Annotated in this window: 16 protein-coding genes; 8 read left to right on the plus strand and 8 right to left on the minus strand. The window is 72.1% G+C overall.

What is annotated here, in order from left to right; genetic code table 11:
- The first annotated feature begins 127 nt into the window (after positions 1 to 127).
- Positions 128 to 1,033 carry a helix-turn-helix domain-containing protein gene (locus ACIPSE_RS25415; RefSeq protein ID WP_401666228.1) on the plus strand — a complete coding sequence of 302 codons (906 nt, stop codon included), beginning with the start codon at positions 128 to 130 and terminating at the stop codon, positions 1,031 to 1,033.
- Positions 1,034 to 1,394: 361 nt separating this feature from the next.
- Here ACIPSE_RS25415 and ACIPSE_RS25420 read toward each other — a convergent pair whose 3' ends face one another.
- The 5 genes from ACIPSE_RS25420 to ACIPSE_RS25440 form a co-directional block, all read right to left on the minus strand.
- Positions 1,395 to 2,780 (minus strand): glycoside hydrolase family 16 protein, encoded by a 1,386-nt coding sequence (locus ACIPSE_RS25420; protein ID WP_401666231.1) that lies wholly within the window; start codon positions 2,778 to 2,780, stop codon positions 1,395 to 1,397.
- Between the two features lie 301 nt (positions 2,781 to 3,081).
- A complete protein-coding gene (locus tag ACIPSE_RS25425) occupies positions 3,082 to 4,317 on the minus strand; it encodes an Ig-like domain-containing protein (protein WP_401666233.1) in 1,236 nt (411 codons plus the stop codon).
- Positions 4,318 to 5,429: 1,112 nt separating this feature from the next.
- Positions 5,430 to 7,538 carry an MMPL family transporter gene (locus ACIPSE_RS25430; RefSeq protein WP_401667231.1) on the minus strand — a complete coding sequence of 703 codons (2,109 nt, stop codon included), beginning with the start codon at positions 7,536 to 7,538 and terminating at the stop codon, positions 5,430 to 5,432.
- Positions 7,539 to 7,710: 172 nt separating this feature from the next.
- Positions 7,711 to 8,379, minus strand: coding sequence for a response regulator (locus ACIPSE_RS25435; RefSeq protein WP_401666236.1), 669 nt, complete (start codon positions 8,377 to 8,379; stop codon positions 7,711 to 7,713).
- Positions 8,376 to 9,632, minus strand: a complete 1,257-nt coding sequence (locus ACIPSE_RS25440; RefSeq protein ID WP_401666239.1) for a sensor histidine kinase — start codon at positions 9,630 to 9,632, stop codon at positions 8,376 to 8,378. Before ACIPSE_RS25440 ends, ACIPSE_RS25435 begins: the two co-directional genes overlap by 4 nt.
- Positions 9,633 to 9,908: 276 nt before the next feature.
- On the opposite strand from ACIPSE_RS25440, the gene ACIPSE_RS25445 reads away from it, so the two are divergent.
- Positions 9,909 to 11,720 carry a sulfatase-like hydrolase/transferase gene (locus ACIPSE_RS25445; protein WP_401666242.1) on the plus strand — a complete coding sequence of 604 codons (1,812 nt, stop codon included), beginning with the start codon at positions 9,909 to 9,911 and terminating at the stop codon, positions 11,718 to 11,720.
- Here ACIPSE_RS25445 and ACIPSE_RS25450 read toward each other — a convergent pair.
- From ACIPSE_RS25450 to ACIPSE_RS25460, 3 genes are all read right to left on the minus strand, one after another.
- On the minus strand, positions 11,713 to 12,465 hold the full coding sequence (locus tag ACIPSE_RS25450; RefSeq protein WP_401666244.1) for an IclR family transcriptional regulator: 753 nt from the start codon (positions 12,463 to 12,465) through the stop codon (positions 11,713 to 11,715). The two genes, ACIPSE_RS25445 and ACIPSE_RS25450, sit on opposite strands and share 8 nt — an antisense overlap.
- On the minus strand, positions 12,462 to 13,832 hold the full coding sequence (locus tag ACIPSE_RS25455; protein ID WP_401666246.1) for an alpha/beta hydrolase family protein: 1,371 nt from the start codon (positions 13,830 to 13,832) through the stop codon (positions 12,462 to 12,464). The genes ACIPSE_RS25450 and ACIPSE_RS25455 overlap by 4 nt, the downstream gene beginning before the upstream one ends.
- A gap of 88 nt (positions 13,833 to 13,920) precedes the next feature.
- Complete coding sequence (locus ACIPSE_RS25460; protein WP_401667233.1) at positions 13,921 to 14,346, minus strand: MarR family winged helix-turn-helix transcriptional regulator; 426 nt, start codon at positions 14,344 to 14,346, stop codon at positions 13,921 to 13,923.
- 251 nt (positions 14,347 to 14,597) lie between these two features.
- Between ACIPSE_RS25460 and ACIPSE_RS25465 the strand changes: the two genes are divergently transcribed.
- From ACIPSE_RS25465 to fxsT, 6 genes are all read left to right on the plus strand, one after another.
- A complete protein-coding gene (locus tag ACIPSE_RS25465) occupies positions 14,598 to 15,515 on the plus strand; it encodes an SDR family NAD(P)-dependent oxidoreductase (RefSeq protein WP_401666249.1) in 918 nt (305 codons plus the stop codon).
- The gene (locus ACIPSE_RS25470) at positions 15,515 to 16,390 is read left to right on the plus strand and encodes an amidohydrolase family protein (RefSeq protein ID WP_401666252.1); all 876 of its coding nucleotides are present in this window, start codon (positions 15,515 to 15,517) and stop codon (positions 16,388 to 16,390) included. Before ACIPSE_RS25465 ends, ACIPSE_RS25470 begins: the two co-directional genes overlap by 1 nt.
- A 40-nt stretch (positions 16,391 to 16,430) precedes the next feature.
- A complete protein-coding gene (locus ACIPSE_RS25475; protein ID WP_401666254.1) occupies positions 16,431 to 17,957 on the plus strand; it encodes a long-chain fatty acid--CoA ligase in 1,527 nt (508 codons plus the stop codon).
- On the plus strand, positions 17,954 to 18,409 hold the full coding sequence (locus tag ACIPSE_RS25480; RefSeq protein WP_401666257.1) for a MaoC family dehydratase: 456 nt from the start codon (positions 17,954 to 17,956) through the stop codon (positions 18,407 to 18,409). The genes ACIPSE_RS25475 and ACIPSE_RS25480 overlap by 4 nt, the downstream gene beginning before the upstream one ends.
- A 233-nt stretch (positions 18,410 to 18,642) precedes the next feature.
- Positions 18,643 to 19,932, plus strand: a complete 1,290-nt coding sequence (locus ACIPSE_RS25485; RefSeq protein WP_401666260.1) for a TIR-like protein FxsC — start codon at positions 18,643 to 18,645, stop codon at positions 19,930 to 19,932.
- Positions 19,919 to 23,869 carry an FxSxx-COOH system tetratricopeptide repeat protein gene (gene fxsT, locus ACIPSE_RS25490; RefSeq protein WP_401666263.1) on the plus strand — a complete coding sequence of 1,317 codons (3,951 nt, stop codon included), beginning with the start codon at positions 19,919 to 19,921 and terminating at the stop codon, positions 23,867 to 23,869. The genes ACIPSE_RS25485 and fxsT overlap by 14 nt, the downstream gene beginning before the upstream one ends.
- The last annotated feature ends 1 nt before the right edge of the window (position 23,870 follow it).

Consider the following 23,870-nt stretch of genomic DNA (forward strand, 5'->3'; position numbering starts at 1 on the left):
TCGGCGCGGAAATCTGCTCTGACGTGTTCAAACTTAAAAGTCGGACTTTTATGAGGGAAGGTCGGGGTGTGTCAGCCTGTGGTGAAAGTGGGACACGGGCAGTGGGATCGAGCGGCACGAGAAGGACATGGCGGACAGAACCATCCAAGGGGCGACGAGTGACGGCGGCATGGACGGGATCAGAACGTTCCCCTTCCCCGTCGAGCTGAGCGTCGCCGGTGTCGGCATGCAGGTCGGGCCGATGGGTCCCGGCCGCACCTGGCACGTGGACGCCCCGCTGCACCGCGTCCACCGCATCGACTTCCATGTCGTCATGCTGTTCGACAAGGGCCCCGTCCGCCACATGATCGACTTCGCCGAGTGCGAGGCCTACGCGGGCGACGTGCTGTGGATCCGCCCCGGCCAGGTCCACCGCTTCTCGCAGCCCACCGGGTACCGCGGAACGGTCCTGACCATGCAGCCGGGTTTCCTGCCCCGCGCGACGGTCGAGGCGACCGGCCTCTACCGCTACGACCTGCCCCCGCTGCTCCACCCGGACGCGGCCCAGCTGGCCGGGCTCGGGGCGTCGCTCGCGCAGCTGCGCCGCGAGTACAAGGACACGGTGACGCTCCCCCCGAGCCTGCACACCGCCGTGCTCCGCCACTCCCTCACGGCGTTCCTGCTGCGCCTCGCGCATCTCGCGGTCAGTTCCCAGGAGGCGGCGCGGGAACAGTCCGACACCACGTTCACCCTCTTCCGGGACGCCGTGGAACGGGACTTCGCGACCAACCACAGTGTCAGCGCCTACGCCGACGCCCTCGGCTACTCCCGCCGCACCCTCGTGCGCGCGGTCCGCGCCGCCACCGGCGAGACGCCGAAGGGCTTCATCGACAAGCGGGTCGTCCTGGAGGCGAAACGATTGCTCGCCCATACGGAGCTGCCCATCGGACGGGTGGGCGCGGCGGTCGGCTTCCCGGACGCGGCGAACTTCTCGAAGTTCTTCCAGCTCCACACGGGGGTCACGCCGGTGGGGTTCCGGGCCGAGCTGGGCTGACCAGGGCCGGTCCGGCGGATCGGGCCGCCGGGTGTGGCGGCGCGTCGTGTCGCCGGTGCACGGGGGCCCGGTACGCGCGGCGGAGAGGCGGAGCAGGCGTGGCCGGTCGGCCGTTGCCGCGGCGGGCGACGGGACGGGGCGCCTCCCGGCCGAGGGCCCGGGGGTGTCGGCGAGTGACGACGACGCGGCCGGGGCCCCGTGCCGTCAAGCCGGTGGGGGAGCGCGTGCCGGCCCCTCGCGTCCCCGGCACGATCCGCCGGACCGGCCCCGGCCCGCGGCGGTCCCGCCGTGGACACGGGTGAGGGGCCCCGACGCGCGGAGCCCCTCACTGTCGTGCGCTGCCCGATGGCAGGCCGCTGTGTCAGTGGCCGAAGGTGAACCAGTTCACGTTCACGAAGTCCGCCGACTGGCCGCTCGTGAAGGTCAGATACACGTCATGGGTGCCGGTCACCGAGCTGATGTTCGCCGGTGTCGTCTGCCAGGTCTGCCAACCCCCGGTGCTGGAGAGGGAGAAGCTGCCGATCGGGGCGTTGGACCGGCTGTCCAGCCGGACTTCGACCAGGCCGCCCACCCCCGACGCGGCACCGCTCGCGATCCGGGCGCGGAACTGGGTCGCGGCCGTGGAGCCGAAGTTGACGTTCTGGTACAGCGCCCAGTCGCCGTTGGCGATGTAGCCGATGTTCTGGCCGCCGCCCGTGTCGGTCGTCGTCTCGGTGCTGATGCCGCTCTGGCTGTTGTAGGCCTCGGCCTGGATCGTGCCGTAGGCGTCGACGCCGCCCGTCGGCGGGGGCGTGGTACCGCTCCCACTCGCCGACAGCACCTGCACGTAGTCCACGACCATGGGCACGCCGGACCGGGTGTCGCCGTCGAGGCCGCCGCCGAACGCGTCCGGGAAGCCGCCGCCCATCGCCACGTTCAGGATGACGAAGTAGCCGTGGTTGGTGGCGTTGGTCCAGGTCGTCGCGTCCACCTGGTTCGCGTTGACGGAGTGGAACTGGGTGCCGTCGACGTACCAGCGGATGGTCTCGGGGGAGACGGACCGGTCCCACTCCATCGTGTAGGTGTGGAAGGCCGACTGGCAGGTCGAGCCGGGACAGGCCGTGTAATTGCCGATGCCCGACGTCTCGTTGCAGGGTCCGCCGGGGTTGGTGCCGCAGTGCATGGTGGCCCAGACCCGGTTCAGGCCCTGGACGTTCTCCATGATGTCCAGCTCGCCGACGCTCGGCCAGTTCTGGTAGTTGCCCCGGTACGGGCCGCCCAGCGCCCAGAACGCGGGCCAGTAGCCCTCGGCCGCCGTGCCGGTGACGTTGGGCATCTGGATACGGCTCTCGATGCGCAACTTGCCGCCGCTCGGGGGCTGGAAGTCGGTGCGGACCGTCTCGATCCGGCCCGACGTCCAGTTGCCCGCCGCGTCGCGGACCGGGGTGATCTTGAGATTGCCGCTGCCGTCGAGCGCCACGTTCGTCGTGCTCGACGTCATCGTCTCGACCTCGCCCGTCCCCCAGTTGGCGGGGCCGCCGGGGTACGAAGTGCCGGTCGCGTACTGCCAGTTGGAGGTGTTGACGCCGGTGCCGGCGGTGCCGTTGAAGTCGTCGAGGAAGACCTGGGTCCAGCCCGACGGCGGAGTGGGGGCGCTGGCGCTCGCGGGAAGCGTCGCGGCCGACGCGACCGCCGCGGCGAGACCGAGCGTGGAGAGTACGGCGATCAGGGCGCGTCGCCGTCTGGACGGTCCGGAGGGTGCACTCATGGGGTGTGCCTCTCGGGTACGGGGATGAGGTGCGCGGGTGGGTGAGCGGTGCCCCGGGAGGATGCTTGAGAGCGCTCTCAGGGTGGGGTCAATGTGCTCCCCGGCGCTGTCGGCGTCAAGAGTTGAAACACGTAAAGTCCTTGAGGGCGGGGCGAGTTCACCCGATGAAGGCATGTATGGGTGGGGCGAGGGGAGGGCGGTCCGTTCGTACGGCCGCTGCCGCGCCGTCGCACGCGTCGGCCCCGGGACCGAGGCCGGACCCGGGGCTTGCGGGCTCTGGCGCCCGCGCCGGCGCCGTGGGTCAGAGGGCGCTGCCCGACTTCCAGTCCTCCCAGGACAGGTTCCAGCCGTTGAGGCCGTTGGACGCGGTGACCGTCTCCTCGTCGGAGTTCTTCACGACGACGACGTCGCCGAGCATGGAGCTGTCGTAGAACTTGTAGCCCGGCACCGAGGAGTCGTCGGCGCCCTTCGCGTCGTGCAGGCCGATGCAGCCGTGGCTGGTGTTCTGGCTGCCGAACACGGACGTCGAGGCCCAGTAGTTGCCGTGGATGAACGTGCCGGAGGTGGTGAGCCGCTGGGCGTGCGGGACGTCCTTGATGTCGTACTCGTCGCCGAGACCGACGGTCGAGGACTCCATGCGGGTCTCCTTGAACCGCTCGCTGATCACCATGATCCCGGACCAGGTCGTGTGGTCGGAGTCACCGCCGGTCACCGGATAGGTGGCGTAGGTCGCGCCGTCCCGTTTGACCACCATCTCCTTCGCGGACAGGTCGACGGTGCTGATCTGCTCGCGGCCGATGTGGAAGGTGACGTCCTTCGACTGCACCCCGTACACCCCGTCCCCGCCCTCGACGTCCTTCAGCCGCAGCCCGAGCGTGATCGTCGTCCCGGCCGCCCAGTACGTCTCGGGGCGGAAGTCGAGCCGGGTGTCGCTGAACCAGTGGCCGACCACCTCGACGGCCGGGTCCGCCGTGACCGTGATCGCCTTCTCGACGGCGGCCCGGTCGCTCACGGCGTGCGTGAAGTCGATCGACACCGGCATGCCCACACCGGACGTCGAGCCCGCCTCGGGGGTGAAGTACCCCACGAAGGTCTCGCCGGGCGACTTGGTGGTGAAGGTCGCGGTCTCGGCGGCGGCGCCCTGCGGTGTGGTCGTCACCGTGTACTTGGTGCCCGAGTACGGGTTCGCCTCGGACGTCCACGTGGTCTTCGTGTCGTCGAACGCCCCGGTCAGCGTCGAACCGTCGTTGCCGGTGACCGTGACCGTCGACAGCGTGCCGTCCGTCACGGTGACGGTGACGGGGCTGGTGAACGCCGCCTTCTTCGTGCCGTCGGCGGGGGAGACGGTGACCACCGGCGCCTTCGACGGGGACGCCTTGACGGAGGCGGTCGTCCCCGCCTCCTCGGAGGCGTCGGCCGATCCGCTGCACCCGGTCAGCATCGCGGCGGGAACCACACCGAGCACGGTGAGAACCCCACGGCGCGACCACCTCTCCGTCTGCTGTTCGGACCGGTTCGATATATGCGAGACGCCCACGGCACGCCTTCCCCTGAGATATCCAGCTTTGCGCGTGCATCCTGCGCCACGGACATGGGCTGATCCTTTGAATCCCCGGGCCGCCGGCTGAGATTCCTGTGAGGAGACTCTGAGAGCCGGGTACGGAGGCCGTCGGGAGGGGGCCGGCCGCGGCCTGGGGCCCTCTCCGCTGTGGTCAGGTTCACGGCACCGGCACCGGCACCGGCACCGCACCGCTCGGTGGAGTGACGGCTCCGGTTGCGGCGCCGGTCCCCGGGCGGCTCAGACGGGTGTGGCGACTCGCCGTGCCCTGCTCAGGGGCGGGCCGGCCGCGGTGGCGTCGGCTCTTGTGCTGACCGGTCCTGCGCCGGTCCGGTCGCAGGCTGGCCGGTTCCGGCGTGGAGGGGTGCGGGGACGCGCCGTGCCTCGGTCCGGTCGGCGGCTGCCCGGTTCCGGCTCAGGTTCCGTATCGGGCCGTGACGTGCCCCGCTCAGCGGGTGTCCGCCTCTGGCCTCGGCTCCCGTGGGGACTGGGTCCGGCCTGGTGCGGTCGGTGAGGGATCGGCTCGGGCGCTGGGTGGGGCGGTGGCCTGGCCCGCCTGTTGCGGTCGGCGGCCGGCCGGTGTCGGCGGCTTTTTGCCTGTCCTGGTTCGTGCGGTGGCTGGCTCCGGCACCGGCTTCCGTGTGGGCTCGGTCGGCTCGGGTGCGGTGGGTGGCCGATCGGTCTCGGGTCTGTGTCGGGTTGTGACTCGGGCCCGGCCCGGCCCGGCCGAGAGCCGGCTGGCCGGGGCCGGTGTCGGCGTCCGCGATGGCGTGCCCTGGCCCGGTCCGGTACCGGTACCGGACCGGGGCCGCGTGGGCGGGTACGGCGAGCGCGGACGCGCCGAGGGCCGCCGCGGCGAGCGCGACGACGGCCCGGACCAGCGGCGCTCCCGCCCGGCGGACCGGCCCCGGCCCCGCGGCCGGGCTCACCGGCCCTCCCCCGGGAGGCGCCGCGCGGCCGTCGGGGCGCGGAGGCCGTCGCGCGCCTGGGGCGTCACCGCCGCCGCGCCCTCGGTGGCATCCGCTTCCGTGGGGCTCGGCCTGTTCTGGTTCGGTCAGCGGGCGATCGGGCCGTGGTGTGTCCCGTGCTGGTCAGCGGTCGGCCGGCTCACGTTCCGGGGCCGGGTGCCGGGGGGACTCGCTCAGGCCGATTCGGGTGTGGACGCGGCGCAGGGGTTTCGGGGACCACCAGGCGTGGTGGCCGAGCAGGGACATCGTCGCCGGTACGAGCAGCATGCGGACGATCGTCGCGTCGATCAGTACCGCGAGGGTGAGGCCGAGGCCGATCTGGAGGATCGGGGAGAAGCCGCCCGTCATGAACGCGCCGAACACGACGGCCAGCAGCAGCGCCGCGCAGGTCACGACGCGGCCCGAGCGGCGCAGCCCCGTCACCACGGCCTCCCGGTCGTCGTCGCCCTGCTCCCGGGCCTCCCGCATCCGGGCCAGGATGAACAGCTCGTAGTCCATGGCCAGGCCGAACGCGATCGCGACGATCAGCGGCGGCGCGGTCAGACTCAGCGCGCCCAGGCCCTCGGCGCCCAGCAGCCCGGCCAGATGGCCGTCCTGGAAGACCCACACCACCACGCCGAGCGCGGCCCCCAGGCTGAGCAGCGTCGTCGCGATCGTGCGGAGCGGGATGAGGACCGACCCGGTGAACGCGAACAGCAGGACGAGGATCCCGGCGAGCACGGTGAGCGCGGCCCACGGCGCCCGGTCGGCGAGCATCGCCCGGAAGTCGACCAGCCGGGCGGCCGGACCGGTGACCTCGACCGGCTCGGTGCCGCGCAGCTCCCGCACCCGCTCCACCAGCGCGGTCGCGCCGTCACCGTCCACACTGCCCGGCGGCGGCAGCTCCACCACCGTGACGCCGCCCGGCAGCTCCCGCGTCCCGGCGCCCGGTGACAGCGCCCGTACGCGCTCGATCGTCGCCGGGTCGGTGCCGGGCCGGGCCACGACCGTGACCGGGGAGACGCCGGTGCCCGCGGGGAAGTGGGCGCCGACCGTGTCGTACAGCTGCCGTGCCTCCGTGCTGCTCGGCAGTTGCCGGGCGTCGCCCAGGTTGATGCGCATCCCGGCGACCGGCAGGGCCAGTACGAGGAGCGCCGGGACGACGAGCGCGAGGACGGCGATCCGGTTGCGGCCCGCGAAGCGCGCGAGACGGGCGAACGCACGGCCCTGCTCGCCCTCGGGCCGTGTCTTCGCGGGCGGGATCCTGCCGCCGAACCGGGTGAGCAGCGCCGGCAGCAGCGTGACCGCGGCGAGCATGTCGACGACGACCACGGCGGCCACCGCCAGGCCCATGCTGCGCAGGAAGACGCTAGGGAAGACCAGCAGCCCGGTGAGGCTGACCGCCACGGTGAGCCCGGAGAACAGGACCGTGCGCCCGGCCGCCGCGACCGTGCGGTGCACCGCCTCGACGACGTCGTCACCGCGGCGGCGTTCCTCACGGAACCGGACCAGCATCAACAGGGCGTAGTCCACGGCGAGTCCGAGGCCCAGCATCGTCGTCACCTGGATCGCGTACACGGAGATGTCGGTGACGCCGCTGAACAGGAACAGCGTCAGGAACGCGCCCGCGATGCCGCTGACCGCGACGAGCAGCGGCAGCATGGCCGAGCGCAGCCCGCCGAACACCACGAGCAGCAGCGCCAGGACGACCGGCAGGGAGATCAACTCGGCGTTCCTGACGTCCTCCTGGGCCTTCTCGCCGATCTGGATGCCCAGCAGGGGCCCTCCGCTGACATGCACCTCGGGCGCGTCGATCCGCCGCATCCGCTCGACGGCGTCGTCCAGGGTCCGTTCCTCGGCCTCGTCGTCGAGACCGCCCTCCAGGGTGATGGGCACGATCAGCGCCCGCCCGTCCCGCGCGGTCAGTCCGGGGGTCGTGTACGGGTCGGGCACGGCGGCCACCCCGGCGATCTCCCGCAGGTCGGCGACGGCCCGCTCGACCTGGGCGCGCAGTGCGGGGTCGGCGACGGCGACGCCCCCGACGACGGCCGTGACGGACTCGCCGTCCGGGTCGGCGTCGTCCAGGTACCGGGCGGCGGCGTCCGACTCGGTGCCCGGCACCTCGGGCACGTTGTCCGACAGACGTCCGAAGACGCCCGTGCCGAGGCCGAGGCCGAGCAGCAGGAAGACCACCCAGAGGGCGATGACGGTGAGCGGACGGCGGGTGGCCGTCCGGGCGAGTGCGGCAAGCACGGTTCCTCCCCGGGAGTCGTCGTTCGACATGCCCTCAGGCTCCCGGGGGAGAAGGCGGTGCCGGATCGCCGGGGGGAGCGGTTTCCGGACCTCGGCCGTACGGGGGAGGGCGGTGGTCCCCTCACCCGGGAGAGGGAGGAACGGGCGCCACCGGTAAGGCGGTTGCCGCGCCCTAGGACGTACCCGGGGTCACCAGGCCCGTCTCGTAGGCGCAGATCACCGCCTGCACCCGGTCCCTGAGGCCCAACTTGCCCAGCACGTTGCTGACATGGGTCTTCACGGTGTGCTCGCTCACGAACAGCGTCGTCGCGATCTCGGCGTTGGACAGACCGCGGGCGAGCAGCCGCAGCGTCTCCACCTCGCGGGCGGTGAGCACGTCGAGCCGCTGCGGGGTGACGTCCGCGGCGGCCTCCTCGCGGCGGCGGCGCACGATGTCGGCGACCAGCCGCCGGGTGACCGCCGGCGCGATCAGGGAGTCGCCCGCCGCGACGACCCGCACGGCGTGGACGAGGTCGTCACGGCGCACGTCCTTCAGCAGGAACCCGCTGGCGCCCGCGTACAGCGCCTCGTACACGTACTCGTCCAGGTCGAAGGTGGTCAGCATGACGACCTTGCAGGCGGACTGCCCGCACACCCGGCGGGCCGCCTCCAGGCCGTCCATCACGGGCATGCGGATGTCGAGCAGGAGCACGTCCGGCGTGTGCCGCTCGACCGCCGCGACCGCCTGCGAACCGTCGCCCGCCTCGGCCACCACCTCGATGTCGGGCTGCGCCTCCAGGATCATGCTGAAGCCGCTGCGGACCAGTTCCTGGTCGTCGGCGACGACCACCCGGATGCTCACCCCAGCGCCGCCTCGCGATCGTCCACCGGAAGGCGTACGACGACCCGGAACCCGCCGTCGGGCCCGCGCCCGGAACGGGCGTCACCGCCACAGGCCGCCGCCCGCTCCCGGATGCCGATCAGACCGTGTCCGCCGCCGGGCGTCACGGGGCCGCGGCCGTCGTCCGTCACGGTGAGGGTCAACGTCTCCTCCGTCCAGTCGAGTTCGACGGTCGCGGAGGAAGCGTACGCGTGCTTGACCGTGTTGGTGAGGGCTTCCTGGACCACCCGGTAGGCGGCGACGTCGGTGTCCGCGGGCAGCGGCGCGGGCTCGCCCGATGCCGTCAACCTGACGCGCAGTCCGGTCGATTCGGCGACCTGGCGGACCAGCGCGGGCAGCGACCTGACGCCCGGCTGAGGTGAGGTCCCGTTGCGCTCCTCGTCCTTGAGGACGCCGAGGATGCGCCGCAGTTGCGTCATCGCGTCCCGGCCGGTCGCCGCGATCGCGTCGAACGCCGCCTCCGCGCGCGCCGGTTCGCTGCGCACGACGACCGGACCGGCCTCCGCCTGCACCACCATCAGGCTCACCGCGTGCGCCAGGATGTCGTGCATGTCCCGGGCGATCCGGGCGCGTTCCTGCGCCGTCGCCCGGGCCGTGTCCGCGGCCCGCTCCCGCTCCAGCCGCCGGGCCCGGTCCACCAGGGCGGCGGTGTAGGCGCGTTGGACGCGGGCGAGCATCCCGAAGCCGTACGCGCACACCACGGTCATCAACTGGAAGGCGTACTCGAAGGGGAGCGGCTCCTCCTTGTGCTGCATGGTCAGCGTGACCCCGACGATCCAGCCCGCCAGCATGAACCGGCGCTGCCAGCCGGGTCCTTGGGCGGCCATGGTGTACAGGACGATCAGACAGGCGTACACCACGTCCGGCGGCGGCTCGTGGTACACGGCCATCGCCGGGGTCGCGACGGACACCGCGCACGCTGTCACGAAAGGGAACCGGCGCCGCCACACCAGCGGCACCGCCGTGGCCGCCCCGAGCAGCCAGCCGATCGGGGTCAGTCCGTCGTCCCCCTCGTCGGGGAAGATCCACTGCAACGACACGGCGAACAGCACGAGCGCCGCCAGCGCCGCGTCGACGACGTACGGGTTCGCCGTGCGCAGCCGGCCCACGGCGGAAGAGATCCAGGACGGTGGTGACACGGACCGTGGGGACTTGGGCGACGAGGACTTGCGTGACAGGGAGATGGGTGACGGGGAGATGGGTGACAGGGGCATGGGCGGCTCCTCGGGGGCCGTTCCAGTATCGAAGGCCCTCACTGGGCCGGTCCTCACCGGTGAGAGGGATTTCCCGGCTCCGATCGTGATCGTTCCGAGGTCCCTGAGCGGGAACCGTACGAGCGGACTCTCCCTCTCACAGGGCGGATCGCGTGCCGCAACAGAGTGTTCACGCCGTGTGCATGGTCCCGGCCCGGCGGCCGGCTCCACCCTCGTCCGACGGACGATCGCCGCGGGTCCGGGACCCCGCCCCACCGCCCCGCAGGAGAGACATCCATGCCGAGCCGACGCCGCCTCCTCGCCGCGGCCACCGCCGTACCGGTCGCCTCCGTGGCCGCCACGGCGTGCGACGCCGACGACAGGGCGACGCCCGACGAGAGGGCGACGCTCGCCGGCGGGGCGACGTCCGCCGACGGCAGCGGGCGGGCCGCCGGGGTCCCCGCCGTGCGGGCCGCGCGGGACCGGCCGAACTTCGTGGTGATCCTCGCCGACGACCTCGGCCACGGCGAACTCGGCTCCTACGGCCAGCGGCTCGTCCGCACCCCGCGCCTGGACGCCCTCGCCGCCGAGGGCCTGCGCTTCACCGACGCCTACGCCACCGCGCCCGTCTGCGCGCCCTCCCGCTGCTCCCTGCTCACCGGACTGCACGCCGGTCACGCCCGGGTCCGCGAGAACCCCTGGGGCCCCGGCGGCCAAGGGGCGCTCACCGACCGGGACTTCACCTTCGCCGAGGCCCTCAGGGCACGTGGCTACCGCACCGCCCTCATCGGCAAGTGGGGGTTCGGCCCCGACCGGCCCGATCAGCCGAGCCATCCCAACTCCCGCGGTTTCGAGGAGTTCTACGGCTACATCGGCCACGGCGACGCGCACGACCACTACCCCGGCCACCTCTGGCACAACGGCTCCCGCGAGGAGATCCCCGCCAACCGCGACGGCGCCCGCGCGGTCCACGCCCTCGACCTCATGCGGGACCGGGCCCTCGCCTTCCTCGACGCGCACCACGCCGAGCCGTTCCTGCTCCACCTCACCCCCAACGTGCCGCACGCGCCCAGCCAGGTCCCTGACGAGGGTGTGTACGCCGACCGGCCCTGGCCCGGACCCGACCGGCGGCACGCCGCCCAGGTCACCGCCCTGGACACGCTCGTCGGCGACGTCGTCGACAGGCTCGGCGACCTCGGGGTGGCCGACCGCACCCTCGTCCTCGTCACCAGCGACAACGGCCCCCACGAGGAAGGCGGCACCGACCCCGACCTCTTCGACGCGAACGGCCCGCTGCGCGGCTACAAACGCAACCTCTACGAGGGCGGCCTCCGCGTCCCGCTCATCGCCTGGTCCCCGCGCCACGTCCCCGCCGGGACCACGGACCGCCCCACCCCGCTCACCGACCTGCTGCCCACCCTCGCCGACCTCGCGGGCGCGCCCGCCCCGGCGGACGTCGACGGCCTGTCCCTCGCCCCGCTCCTCGGCGGCTCCCGGCACGCCGCCCGCCACGACCACCTGTACTTCTACCGCAACCACGCGGGCGTCACCCCGCGTGCCGACGCCGTCGACCACGGCCGGGGCCGCCGCCTGGCGGAGGCGCTGCGGCACGGCGACCTGAAGGCGGTCCGCTTCGCACCCGGCCAGGACCGTGCCGCCCCCGACGACCAGTGGGACGTGGAACTGTACGACCTGGCCCGCGACCCCGGCGAACAGCACGACCTCGCCGCGCGCCGGCCCGCGCAGGCGGACGCCCTGGTGAAGCTGATGCGCGCGTCATGGACACCCGAGTCCCAGCCGCGCGCCGCCTTCGGCCTCACCCTCCAAGTCGCCGCCCAGGGAGCGGATCTCACGGTCACCGCCACCCTCGCCAACGGCTCCGGCAGACCCTGGACGGCCGCTCGGCTCACCCTGGCCGTCCCCGGTGGCTGGCGGACCCGCGCGCTGGATCCGGCCGGCGCGGAACGTCTCCCCGCGGGCGACCGGCTCACGGTCCGCTGGACGGTGACCCCGGCGCGGGCGTCGTCGGACATGACCGTCGCCTGCCGGGCCGGCCTGCGGCACGCGGACGAGGACGTCACCTACACGGCCCGCGCGTCCCTCAGGTGAGCCCCGGCTGCCACCCCAGCGCCCGTGATATCCCCCGCGCCGCTATCCGCACCGCGGGGGCCAGCACCGGTACCTGCGCGTCGAGGTGCGGCACCACCACCGACACGGCGGCCACCACCGGGCCGCCCGCGCCCCGGACCGGCGCGGCCACCGACAGGGCGTCGTCGGTGACCTGACGGCTGCTCACCGCCACTCCCGTGCGCCGCACTTCGGCGAGCTCCCGGCGCAGCCGCGCGGAATCGGTGAGCGTGTACGGCGTGAACGACGCCAACGGGCCCGCGCAGTAGTCCTCCTGGAACCCGGGGGCCTCGTGCGCGAGCAGCGCGAGCCCCACCCCGGTGGCGTGCAGCGGCCAGCGGGCGCCGACCCGGATGTGCACACCGACCGCCGAACGGCCCGACAGCCACTCGATGTAGACGACCTCCGTGCCGTCCCGCACCGCCAACTGCACGTTCTCGTGCGTCGCTTCGTACAGGTCCTCCAGGAACGGCAGGGCGATCTGGCGCAGCGCCAGCCCGCGCGGGGCGAGCGCCGCGATCTCCCACAGCCGCAGCCCCACGTGGTACACGCCCTCGGGGTCCCGCTCCAGGGCGCCCCACCCGGTGAGCGCGGCCACCAGCCGGTGCGCGGTCGTCAGGGTCAGCCCGGCCCGCCGGCTGATGTCCGTGAGGCTGAGCGCCGGATGCTCGTGGTCGAACGCGGCGAGCACGGACAGCAGCCGGTCGGGCGCGGAGCGGGGGGTCATGGCCGGGCGTCTCCCGGGTGCGCGAGGTCGTAGGGGCGCGGGTAGGGGGCGGGACGGTAGGTCACGTACCGCGCCGCACCCGTCGTATCGGCCTGCTCCGCGCGGGAGTCGAGGTCCGCGGCGGAGGCATGCCAGCGGCCCGTGTCCAGCCGGTCCTCCAGGGTGCCGAGCGCGCCGAGCATCTCACCCGTGGTGAACGCGCAGTGCCCCGGCCCGTCCACGTACCCCTGGGCGAGCAGCCGTCCCGATCCCGCGGCCGTCGCCGCCCGCCGGTAGGCGCTCTCGGCCGGTACGGGGATCAGGGCGTCGCCGGTCGTGTGGATGGTCAACTGGGGTTCGCTGAGGCGGCCGGAGAGGACGCTGGTGTGCCGCATCCAGTCCACCGCTTCGGCGTCGGCGGACAGCCTGGGTGCCCGGCGCAGGGTGTCGAGATCGGTGCGCAAGGAAAGCCCCGCCTCCTTGTAGAGCTCGCTGACCTCTTTGTACAGCGGCGAACGGGCCAGCATCACCGTGTAGTCGACACCGGTGTTCCACGACATGGAGCCGCCCGCCCGGCTCTCCGCCTCCTGCCGCCAGTCGAACGCGGGCAGCGCGATCAGCCCCTGAAGGGCCGTGTACTGGTTGACCTGCCGGGCCTTCCAGTCGGTGGGGCCGGGCTCGGTCTGCGCGGCGTCGTTGTACCCGGGGATGTCGTGCAGGGCCGCGGCCAGCGCGATCCGGGCCCGCCCTCGCTCCGACCCCTGGGCCTCGGCGACCGCCCCGCCCAGCGTCCGCGCGGCGCCCAGTGCCTCGGCCCGGTCCGTGAAACCGGTCAGCCGTACGTCGGTGCCCAGCAGCGTGCGCAGCGCGAACACCGGGTCCAGGGTGCTGTTCCAGTTGGCGATCCCGCCCTGCACCAGACCGCACATCGACAGCGAGCCCGTGAACCGGCCGGGGTGGCGCTCGGCCAGGGCCGTGGTGACGAGACCGCCGTACGAGGTGCCCCAGGCGAGGGTGCGCCGCGCCGCGCCGAACCGCTCCGTGAACAGGTCCAGCGTGGCGAGCTGGTCCGGCACCGCGTCCGTGATGGCCCAGCCGTTCGTCGCGTACGAGGAGCCGATCAGGGCGTACCCCTCGGCCAGGAGCGCGGCCGACGTCGCCGCACCGGGGGAGTTCTGGGCGACGAGCGGGGTGCCGGCCGGGCGGTAGCCGTGGCTGTAGAGCAGGACCGTGCCGTTCCAGTCGTCGGGCATGTCGATCAGATAGCCGGCGCCCGAGGGGAGGCGGCCTTCGAGGTGGGTGTCCGTGGCGGCGACGGCCGTGGCGGGCAGCGCCGTGGCCGTGCACGCGGACAGGGTGAGCAGGGCGATGACGGTGGGGGTTCTCAAGGCTCGGGTCCCTTCCGATGCGGGGGCGGTGCGGGGACCCGAGTGAAGTTAGGCATCTGCCGTGCGGCCGTCAATCACCTGCACAGCATCAGTTCAGGCCGTCCTCCGCGATCCGCAGCAGCAGGGTGTGCAGGGCGGTGCGCTCGGCCGCGTCCAGCGGGCCCAGCAGGTCGTTCGTCACCCGCAGCCCCGCCTCGTCGGTGTCGCGCAGGAACGCGCGGCCCGCCTCGGTGAGGACGACGATCCGGCTGCGGCGGTCGTCGGGGGAGGGGCGCCGTTCGGCGAAGCCCTGCTTCTCCAGGTCGTCGACCAGTCCGACGATCGCGCTCGGGTCGTAGCCGAGCCGTGCGCTCAGTTCGCGCTGGAGGGCGCCCTCGGAGCCCGCGAGGAACCGCAGCACCGCGTAGTGGCGCAGCCGCAGCCCCGACTCCTGGAGGAACGTGTTGAACAACTGCCCGGAGCGAAGGCCCAGTCGGTAGAGCAGGTAGCCGGTGTCGGCGTGCAGGGCGCGCATCCATGGTTCGTCGGCGTCGATCGGCTGCGGGCTCGGATTCGTGGCGTGCTGGCGTGTGATGGCGGGCTCCCCGGGTTCGGTCGGTCGTACGGATTCCAGCATGACGTACCCGTATGACGCGAACAACTATTGACGTCAACAATTATTGCTCTTAGCTTCGATCCCGACGAAGCCGCACCGGGCCGTACCTGGTGCGCTCGTGAACGGACCGCACGACCGTGCCAACCGCACCCCATGCGAAGGGACCCTCCGTGGCCACCATCGATCTGACCGGCAAGGTCGCCGTAGTCACCGGCAGCGGCCGGGGCCTGGGCCTCGCCTACGCGCACGCCCTCGCCGCCCACGGCGCCCGCGTCGTCGTCAACGACATCGACGCGGCGGTCGCCGGGGCGGCCGTGAAGTCCATCGAGGAGTCCGGCGGCACGGCCGTCGCCGAGGTCGTCCCGGTCGGCACGAGCGAGGCCGCCGACCGCCTGGTCGGCCGGGCGGTGGAGGAGTTCGGACGGCTGGACGTCCTCGTCACCAACGCGGGCATCCTGCGGGACAGGGTCCTGTGGAAGATGACCGACGACGACTTCGACGCCGTGATCACCACCCACCTCAAGGGCACCTTCACCTGCGCCCGCGCCGCCGCCGTCCGGATGCGGGAGCAGGGCGAGGGCGGCAGCCTGATCCTCGTCGGCTCCCCGGCCGGGCAGCGCGGCAACTTCGGGCAGACCAACTACGCCGCCGCCAAGGCCGGCATCGCCGCCATGGCCCGCACCTGGTCGATGGAGCTCGGCCGGGCCGGCATCACCGTCAACGCGATCGTGCCGGTCGCCGCGACCGCGATGACCGAGACGATCCCCGCGTTCGCCCTGTACATCGAGGCGCTGCGGGGCGGCGAGCCGGTCCCGGACGCCCTGCGCAAGGGCGAGGGCTTCGGCACCCCCGAGGACTGCGCCGCGCTCGTGCCCTTCCTCGCCTCCGAGGCCGCCCGCGGCATCACCGGGCAGGCCATCGGCATCGGCGGCGACAAGGTGGCACTGTGGTCGCACCCGCAGGAGATCAGGACGGCGTACGCGGACGGCGGCTGGACCCCCGACACGCTCGCCGATGCCTTTCCGGCATCGGTGGGCGCCGAGCTCCAGAGCGTCGGCATTCCGGCCCCGAAGCTCCCGGAGGCGTGATGGACCTCGCCTCGCTCGTCGCCATCGACGTGCACACCCACGCGGAGGTGTCGTCCCAGGGGCACTCCTCCCTCGACGACGACCTGCACGACGCCTCCTCCGCGTACTTCAAGGTCGAGGGCCAGCGGAAGCCGACGATTGAGGAGACCGCCGCCTACTACCGCGAGCGGAACATGGCCGCGGTCATCTTCACGGTGGACGCGGAATCGGCGACCGGCACCGCGCCCGTCCCCAACGAGGAGGTGGCGGAGACGGCGGCCGTCAACTCGGACGTCCTCATCCCCTTCGCCTCCATCGACCCCTTCCGCGGCAAGGCGGGCATCCGGCAGGCGCGGCGCCTGGTCGAGGAGTACGGGGTGAAGGGCTTCAAGTTCCACCCCAGCATCCAGGGTTTCTTCCCCGACGACCGCGCGGTGGCGTACGGCCTGTACGAGGTCATCGAGGAGACGGGCGCCATCGCCCTCTTCCACACGGGCCAGACGGGCATCGGCGCCGGAGTCCCCGGCGGAGGCGGCATCCGCCTCAAGTACTCCAACCCCCTGCACGTGGACGACGTGGCGGCCGACTTCCCCCACCTCAGGATCATCCTGGCGCACCCGTCCTTCCCCTGGCAGGACGAGGCGCTGGCGGTGGCCACGCACAAGCCGGGCGTCCACATCGATCTCTCCGGCTGGTCCCCGAAGTACTTCCCGCCGCAGCTCGTCCAGTACGCGAACACCCTGCTCAAGGACAAGGTCCTCTTCGGCTCCGACTTCCCCGTGCTCACCCCCGACCGCTGGCTCGCCGACTTCGCGAAGCTGCCGATCAAGGACGAGGTCAGGCCGAGGATCCTCAAGGGGAACGCCGCCCGCCTGCTCGGCCTGACCAAGCCGTAAGGGGCTGCACATGCTGCGCGACGAGGGAACGGGGCCGTAGATGCGCAACGAGGGACTGGGGTCATGGCCCGCACGCCGGGCCCGCAAGACCCCGCACCGCACCGCGCTGGTCCACGACGACCGGCCGACCGACTACCGCACGCTGCACACCCGCACCACACGCCTGGCCCACGCCCTGCGCGCCCGGGGCGTCCGGCGCGGCGACCGTGTCGCCTACCTCGGCCCCAACCACCCCTCCTACCTGGAGACGTTGTTCGCCGCCGGCACCCTCGGCGCGGTCTTCGTCCCGCTCAACACCCGCCTCGCCGGACCGGAGATCGCCTACCAGCTCTCCGACTCGGGCGCCAAGGCGCTGATCCACGGCCCCGCGCACACGGGACTCGTCGCCGGGCTGCCGGGCGGCACCGACGTACGGATCTACGTCGAGGCGGGCGGCGCCGAGTACGAACAGGCCCTGGCGGACGCCTCCGTGGAGCCGATCGACGAACCCGTCCTGCCCGGCGACACCTGCATCATCATGTACACCTCGGGGACCACCGGCCGTCCCAAGGGCGCGATGCTCACCCACGGCAACCTCACCTGGAACGCGCTCAACGTCCTCGTCGACACCGACCTGATCGCCGACGAACGAGCCCTGGTCTCCGCCCCGTTGTTCCACACGGCGGGCCTGAACATGCTGACGCTGCCCGTGCTGCTGAAGGGCGGCACCTGTGTCCTGGTGGCGTCCTTCGACCCGTCGGCCACCTTCGACCTGGTCGAACGCCACCGGATCACCTTCATGTTCGGCGTCCCGACGATGTTCGAGCAGATCGCCCGCCACCCGCGCTGGCCCGACGCCGACCTCTCCTCCCTCCGTATCCTCACCTGCGGCGGCTCCCCGGTCCCGACGGCGCTCATCTCCGCGTACCAGGAACGCGGGCTCACCTTCCTCCAGGGCTACGGCATGACGGAGGCGTCCCCCGGGACGCTCTTCCTCGACGCCGAGCACGCCGTGTCCAAGTCCGGCTCGGCGGGCGTCCCGCACTTCTTCAGCGACGTGCGGGTCGTACGGCCCGACATGACGGGCGTCGACGTCGACGAGACCGGCGAGGTGGCGGTCCGCGGCCCCCATGTCATGCCCGGCTACTGGGGGTTGCCCGAGGAGACGGCGGCGACCTTCGCCGACGGCTGGTTCCGCAGCGGGGACGCGGCACGCGTCGACGAGGACGGCTACGTCTTCATCGTCGACCGCATCAAGGACATGATCATCTCGGGTGGGGAGAACATCTACCCCGCCGAGATCGAGGACCTCCTGCTGTCCCACCCCGACATCGACGAGTGCGCCGTCATCGGCGTCCCCGACGACAAGTGGGGCGAGGTGCCGCGCGCGGTCGTCGTCCTCCGCGAGGGCGCGTCCCCCGACCCCGACGAGCTCCTGGCCACCCTCGCCGGCCGCCTCGCCAGGTACAAGATCCCCAAGTCACTGGTCATCGCGGACGAACTCCCGCGCACGGCCTCCGGAAAGCTCCTCAAGTCCCGCGTGCGCAAGCGCTACGGCACCAGCCGAGAGAACGAAGGAACCCCATGAGCATCACCGTCAACGGCCTCGACGAACTCAGGAAGCTGGCCGGCGGCGACCTCGGCACCAGCGAGTGGATCGAGGTCACCCAGGACCGCATCGACACCTTCGCCGACGCCACCGGCGACCACCAGTGGATCCACGTCGACCCCGCCCGGGCCGCCGAGGGCCCCTTCGGAGCCCCGATAGCCCACGGCTACCTCACCCTCTCCCTCTTCATCCCCCTCTTCACCGAACTCCTCGACGTCCAGGGCGTCACCACCAAGGTCAACTACGGCCTCAACAAGGTCCGCTTCCCCTCCCCGGTCACGGCCGGCTCCCGCATCCGCCTCACCGCGAAGCTGACGGCCGTCGAGGACGTGCCCGGCGGCGTCCAGATCACGGTCGACGGGGCGATCGAGATCGAGGGCGGCGCGAAGCCGGCGGCGGTGTTGCAGAGTCTGTCGCGGTTCTACGCGTAGCCGCGTTTTCCGGGGCGTCGGCGGGAGCACCGGCGTCGAGCCGGGCCGGAGAGCGGGGCCTGGGGTCCGGGGCCTCCGAGGCCGTGCCGAACGCATTCGAGACGGTGTCCGGGTGAGGGAAAAAGACTCTGGCACGTTTTTCCCGCCCCCCTCACAGACAGCCGCGAAGTTCCTACACTGAGTGTTCAACCCCGGGGGAGGGCACGGGGGTCGGGGGCAGGATCGGGGGGCGCGTGGAGCTGACGCAGCCGTCGGGGGAGGACGCCGGGGCGCCCTACTTCTTCCTGAGTTACGCCCACATGCCACCAGGGCGAGCCGACGAGCCCGACCCGGATCTGTGGGTGTACCGCCTCTTCCGTGACCTGTGCGACCACATCCACAACCTGACCGCCCATCCCGGTGCGCCCGGGTTCATGGACCGCACGATAGGGCCCGGTCAGATCTGGAACCACGAACTCGCCGACTCGCTCGGCGGCTGCCGGGTCTTCGTGCCGCTCTACTCCCCGCGCTACTTCATCAGCCCATGGTGCGGGAAGGAATGGGCGGCCTTCCTCGACCGGAGCGCAAGTCACCGGGACCCCGAGGCGCGGAGCACGCCCAGCGCGATCGTGCCTGCCCTGTGGGCGCCCGTACCCGACCGCGGACTTCCCCACTGCGTGCGGGAAGTGCAGTACACGCATCCCGAACTGGGTGAGCGTTACCGCACGTACGGGTTGTACGGACTGGCCAAACTCCAGTCGTTCCGTCGCGACTACCAGAAGGCGGTGCTGCACCTCGCCCGTCGCATCGTCGAGGTCGGCGAGAGCATCGTGGTGGAGCGTGGCGCTCCGGACTCCCTGAACGGCGCACGCGACGCCTTCGCCGAGGCAGCCGCCGCCCCCACCAGGCGCAGGCTGCGGATCAGCGTGGCGGCCGGCACGCTGGACCAGCTGCCCGACGGGCGCGACGCGCAGTACTACGGCCCCACGTCCATGCACTGGAATCCCTACCATCCGGTGGCGGAGGCGCCAGTGGCCCAAGTGGCCGCCGACATCGCCGCCGGGCTCGACTTCCGTGCCGACGTGGGCGAGTTCGACCACACGGCCCCTCCCGCCGACGCCCCGGAGGTCCTGCTCCTGGACCGCTGGCTGCTGCGGGACCCCGAACACCGCACCCGGCTGGCCGAGTTCGACGACAGCGACGCGCGTCCCGTCGGCCTCGTCGTCCCATGGAACGACGACGACCCGGACGGCGACGAGATCGAACACGAACTGGCCGCCGAACTGAACGCCACCCTCCCGCGCCGGACACGCCAAGGGCGCGAGGCCTGCCGGACCGCCGTGCGAGGCGTGCCCGACGAGCGATCCTTCCGGGAGGTGCTTCCGCGGGTCGTGCGCTGGGCGGAAGGGCACTACCTCAGAAGGGCCCGGCCCCCGCTGCCGCCCGGACGACCCACCCCGCGTTTCCGCCTCGGCGGCTCCGACGCCTGGTCCCCGGCACCGCACCCGGGGGACGAGAAGGAGAGCCCCGATGACTCTGAATGACGGACAGGGCGGTCCTCCGGGCCGCATCGTGACGTTCTACTCGTACAAAGGCGGCACCGGCCGCACCATGACCCTCGCCAATGTCGCCTGGATCCTCGCCGCCAACGGGCAGCGGGTGCTGGCCGTCGACTGGGACCTGGAGGCCCCCGGCCTGCACCGCTTCTTCCATCCCTTCCTCGACCCGGGCACCGTCCGCGCCACCACCGGCGTCATCGATCTGATCAGGGAGTACGCCTGGGCGGCCGCCGACGACCCCGAAGCCGGGGAGCGGCAGCCCGACTGGCACCGCGCGTACGCCCGCATACGAAGTCACGCCGTCTCCCTCGACTGGCTCTTCCCGAGCCCAGGAACACTCGATCTGGTCCTCGCCGGCCGTCAGGGCCGTGACTACGCGTCGAGCGTCACCTCCTTCGACTGGGACCACTTCTACGACGCGCTCGGCGGGGGCCTGTTCCTCGACGCGCTGCGTGCGGACATGCGGGAGCACTACGACTACGTCCTCATCGACAGCCGCACCGGTCTGTCCGACATCGCCGACATCTGCACCGCCCACCTGCCCGACGTACTCGTCGACTGCTTCACCCTCAGCGACCAGAGCATCGACGGCGCCGCCGCCGTAGCCCACGAGATCCACGAGCGCTTCCGTGGCCGGAGCATCCGCATCCTGCCCGTCCCCATGCGCATCGACGAGGGCGAGAAGGAGAAAGCGGACGCCGGACGGGCCCTCGCCCGGAAACGCTTCGACGGCCTTCCGGCGGACCTGGACGGGGAGGGCCTCACCGCCTACTGGGGAGCGGTGGAGATTCCGTACCGCCCCTACTACGCCTACGAGGAGACCCTGGCCGCCTTCGGTGACGAGCCCGGCAACCCCACGTCCCTGCTGTCGGCGTTCGAGCGCCTCACCGGTGTGATCACGGATCGGGCCGTCTCCCGAATGCCCCCGATGCCGTACGACGTGCGCGACGGTGTCAGGCGGAAGTTCGGCCGTTCCCGCATCGCCCTCACGTCCGAACTACGGCTCAGCTACGTCTCCGAGGACCGCATGTGGGCCGACTGGATCGTCGATCTGCTGGCCCGGGCGGGCTTCAGGGTGTCGGCGAAGTACGTCGGTGGGCCGGACGACGGCGCCGAGGAACCGGCCGGCCGTACGCTTTTCCTGCTCTCCCCGGCCTACCAGCGCTCGTCGCGCGCTCGCCACGTATGGGACACGGCCAACGCGGGGGAGAACGCCCACCGCGGTCAGGTCGTCGCGGTGCGCGTCGGCCCCCTGCCCCCGGCGACCGTGTTCGGCGAGCAGTCATGGCTCGATCTCGTCGGTACCGATGAGCGGAACGCCGCTGCCGCTCTGTTACGGGTGCTCGGCCGCCCCGTCCAGCCCGCGCAGGGGGTCGACGGTGCGGCCGTGACGGACACCCGCTTTCCCGGTACGGTGCCCCGACTCTCGAACCTCCCCTCCCGTAACAGCCACTTCACCGGCCGCAGCGCCCTGTTGGAGCGACTGCGCGACACCCTCGGCCGCGGTACCGACGCCGAGGGCGCTTCGACGATGTACGCCCTGTGCGGGCTGGGCGGGGTCGGCAAGACGCAGATCGCCCTGGAATACGCCCACCGGTTCGCCGCCGACCACGACGTGGTGTGGTGGATCTCCGCCGAGTCACCGGAGAGCGTGATCGACGCCCTCTCGAACCTGGCCCGCCGACTGGGGCTGAGAACGGGCGACGACGCCGCCCTGGGCGCCCGCGAAGCCCTCGACCATCTGTGGCAGACCCCTGGCCTCAGATGGCTCCTCGTGTTCGACAACGCGGACGAGCCGCAGGACGTCAGCCGCTACTTCCCCGGCGGCGCCGGACGGGTGCTCGTCACTTCCCGCAACCGGGCCTGGCAACAGCGCGCCGAGATCATGGAGATCGAACCCTTCCTGCGCGCGGAGAGCATCGAACGGCTCCTCCTCCGCGCCGCGGACCTCCGCCTGGAGGACGCCGAACGGGTCGCGGCGGCGGTCGGTGACCTGCCACTCGCCCTGGACCAGGCGGGTGCCTGGCTCGCCGAGACCGGCACCCCTGTCGATCTGTACCTCGCGGCGCTGGAGGAACAGGCCTTGCAGGTGATGTCGCTCGGACGGCCCGCCAATTATCCGGAGCCGGTCGGCGCCACCTGGAACGTCTCCATCGAGCGGCTCAAGGAGCGCTCCCCGGCCGCGGTACGCCTGCTCCAGCTCTGTGCCTTCTTCGCCGCCGAGCCCATCTCCATGACGTTGCTCTACAGCGACCGGATGGTCAGCTTTCTCGCCGCGGCGGAACCCGCGCTGCAGGAGAGGATGCTCGTGGGGCGGGTGATCAGGGAGATCGGCCGGTTCGCTCTCGCGCGGGTCGACGCGGTCACCCTGTCCATCCAGGTGCACCGCCTGGTGCAGGCGGTGATCCGCTCCGGGCTCACTCCGCACGAGCAGCGGGAGACACAACACATCGTCCACCGCATCCTGGTCTCCGTCCGGCCGTCCGGCGACGAGCCGGTCGACTATCCGGAGAACGGGCCCCTCTTCGAGGCGATCTGGCCTCATCTGAAGGCGTCGGGCGCCGCGGAGTGCGACGAACCGGAAACCCGCGCACTGCTCATGGACCGGGTCCGTCATCTGTGGCGGCGCGGTGATCTGAACGCCGCCTTGTCCCTCGCGGACGACCTGCGCGAGCGCTGGCAGATCCGGCTCGCCGGGAGCGAGGACCTGGATCTGCAAGTGCAGTTGCTGCGCCTGCAGTGCCACACCGGCAATGTGCTGCGCTCCCTCGGCAGGTACGACGAGGCGGCGGAACTGGGTTTCTCCACGCTGTCCGGGCAGCGGGCCCTGCTGACCCCGGGCCACCCGCACACCCTCATGACGGCCAGCGCCCTCGCGGCCGACCTCGGCAGCCTCGGCCGCTTCGACGAAGCACTGGAACTCGCCACCGAGGCCCACACCGGATTCGAGGACATCTTCGGTGCGAACCACCCGCGAACACTCAACGCCCGCAACAACCTGGCCCTGTGCCTGCGGCTCCTGGGCCGTTACGACGAGGCGCGCACCCTCGACGAGGAGGTCTACGCCCTGCGGCGCACCCATCTCGGCGGCGCGCACCCGCACACCCTGTTCACCCTGACCATCCTCGGACGGGACCTGCGCGACACGGGCCACTACGAGAAGTCGGTGGCGGAACTCAGCACAAGTCACGAGCTCTGCAAGGAGAACCTGGGCGAGGACCACCCGGAGACGCTGCGCACCGCCAAGAGCCTCGCGGTGTCCCTGCGCCGGGCCGGCAGGGTCGAGGAAGCCCTGGGCCTCACCGAGCGCACCCTGGAGCACTACCGTCTGCGCGAGACCCCCGTGACCACACCGGACGTCCTCGACTGCACCCTGAACCACGCCTGCGACCTCTACGCCGCCGGCGTCCGCGGGCGAGCCCTGCACCTGGCGCAGGACGTCGTGGGCCAGTACCGCGCCGCTCTTGGTGAACGCCACCCGGCGACCCTGGACGCCGTCAACAACCTCGGCGTCTTCCTCAGCGGTTCGGCGGAACACGCCCGTGCCCGGTTGCTGCTGGAACGCAATCTCGCCGCCCTGCGCACCGTCCTGGGGGAGCGGCACCCCCACACGCTGGCCTGCTCGGTCAACCTCGCCAACGTCCTCGCCGAACTCGGTGAATCGGCCCGGGCCGAGGAACTGGAGAAGGCGGCCGTCGCCGGTTTCTCGTCGGCGGTGGGTGCGTCGCATCCGGACACCGTCGCCGCTCGTGCCAACCTGGCCGTCACACAGCGCGCTCTTGGCCGCGCCCAGGAGTCGCACGCCCTGCGCGCCGGCGCGCTCGCCGACTTCGAGCGCGTTCTCGGTGCGGAACATCCCCACACGGTCACCGTGCGCGAAGGCGGACGCATCCACCTGGATCTGGAGCCGCCCGTCGTGTGAC

The sequence above is a fragment of the Streptomyces sp. NPDC090106 genome, assembly GCF_044747265.1.
In the GTDB taxonomy this organism is placed as follows: Bacteria; Actinomycetota; Actinomycetes; order Streptomycetales; family Streptomycetaceae; genus Streptomyces.

What these genes read in the sequence shown, in the direction of transcription:
- ACIPSE_RS25415 (WP_401666228.1), top strand. Translation starts at nt 128, where the DNA reads ATGGCGGACAGAACCATCCAAGGGGCGACGAGTGACGGCGGCATGGAC.
- ACIPSE_RS25420 (WP_401666231.1), bottom strand. Translation starts at nt 2,780, where the DNA reads ATGAGTGCACCCTCCGGACCGTCCAGACGGCGACGCGCCCTGATCGCC.
- ACIPSE_RS25440 (WP_401666239.1), bottom strand. Translation starts at nt 9,632, where the DNA reads ATGCCCCTGTCACCCATCTCCCCGTCACCCATCTCCCTGTCACGCAAG.
- ACIPSE_RS25445 (WP_401666242.1), top strand. Translation starts at nt 9,909, where the DNA reads ATGCCGAGCCGACGCCGCCTCCTCGCCGCGGCCACCGCCGTACCGGTC.
- ACIPSE_RS25450 (WP_401666244.1), bottom strand. Translation starts at nt 12,465, where the DNA reads ATGACCCCCCGCTCCGCGCCCGACCGGCTGCTGTCCGTGCTCGCCGCG.
- ACIPSE_RS25460 (WP_401667233.1), bottom strand. Translation starts at nt 14,346, where the DNA reads ATGCGCGCCCTGCACGCCGACACCGGCTACCTGCTCTACCGACTGGGC.
- ACIPSE_RS25470 (WP_401666252.1), top strand. Translation starts at nt 15,515, where the DNA reads ATGGACCTCGCCTCGCTCGTCGCCATCGACGTGCACACCCACGCGGAG.
- ACIPSE_RS25475 (WP_401666254.1), top strand. Translation starts at nt 16,431, where the DNA reads ATGCGCAACGAGGGACTGGGGTCATGGCCCGCACGCCGGGCCCGCAAG.
- ACIPSE_RS25480 (WP_401666257.1), top strand. Translation starts at nt 17,954, where the DNA reads ATGAGCATCACCGTCAACGGCCTCGACGAACTCAGGAAGCTGGCCGGC.
- fxsT (WP_401666263.1), top strand. Translation starts at nt 19,919, where the DNA reads ATGACTCTGAATGACGGACAGGGCGGTCCTCCGGGCCGCATCGTGACG.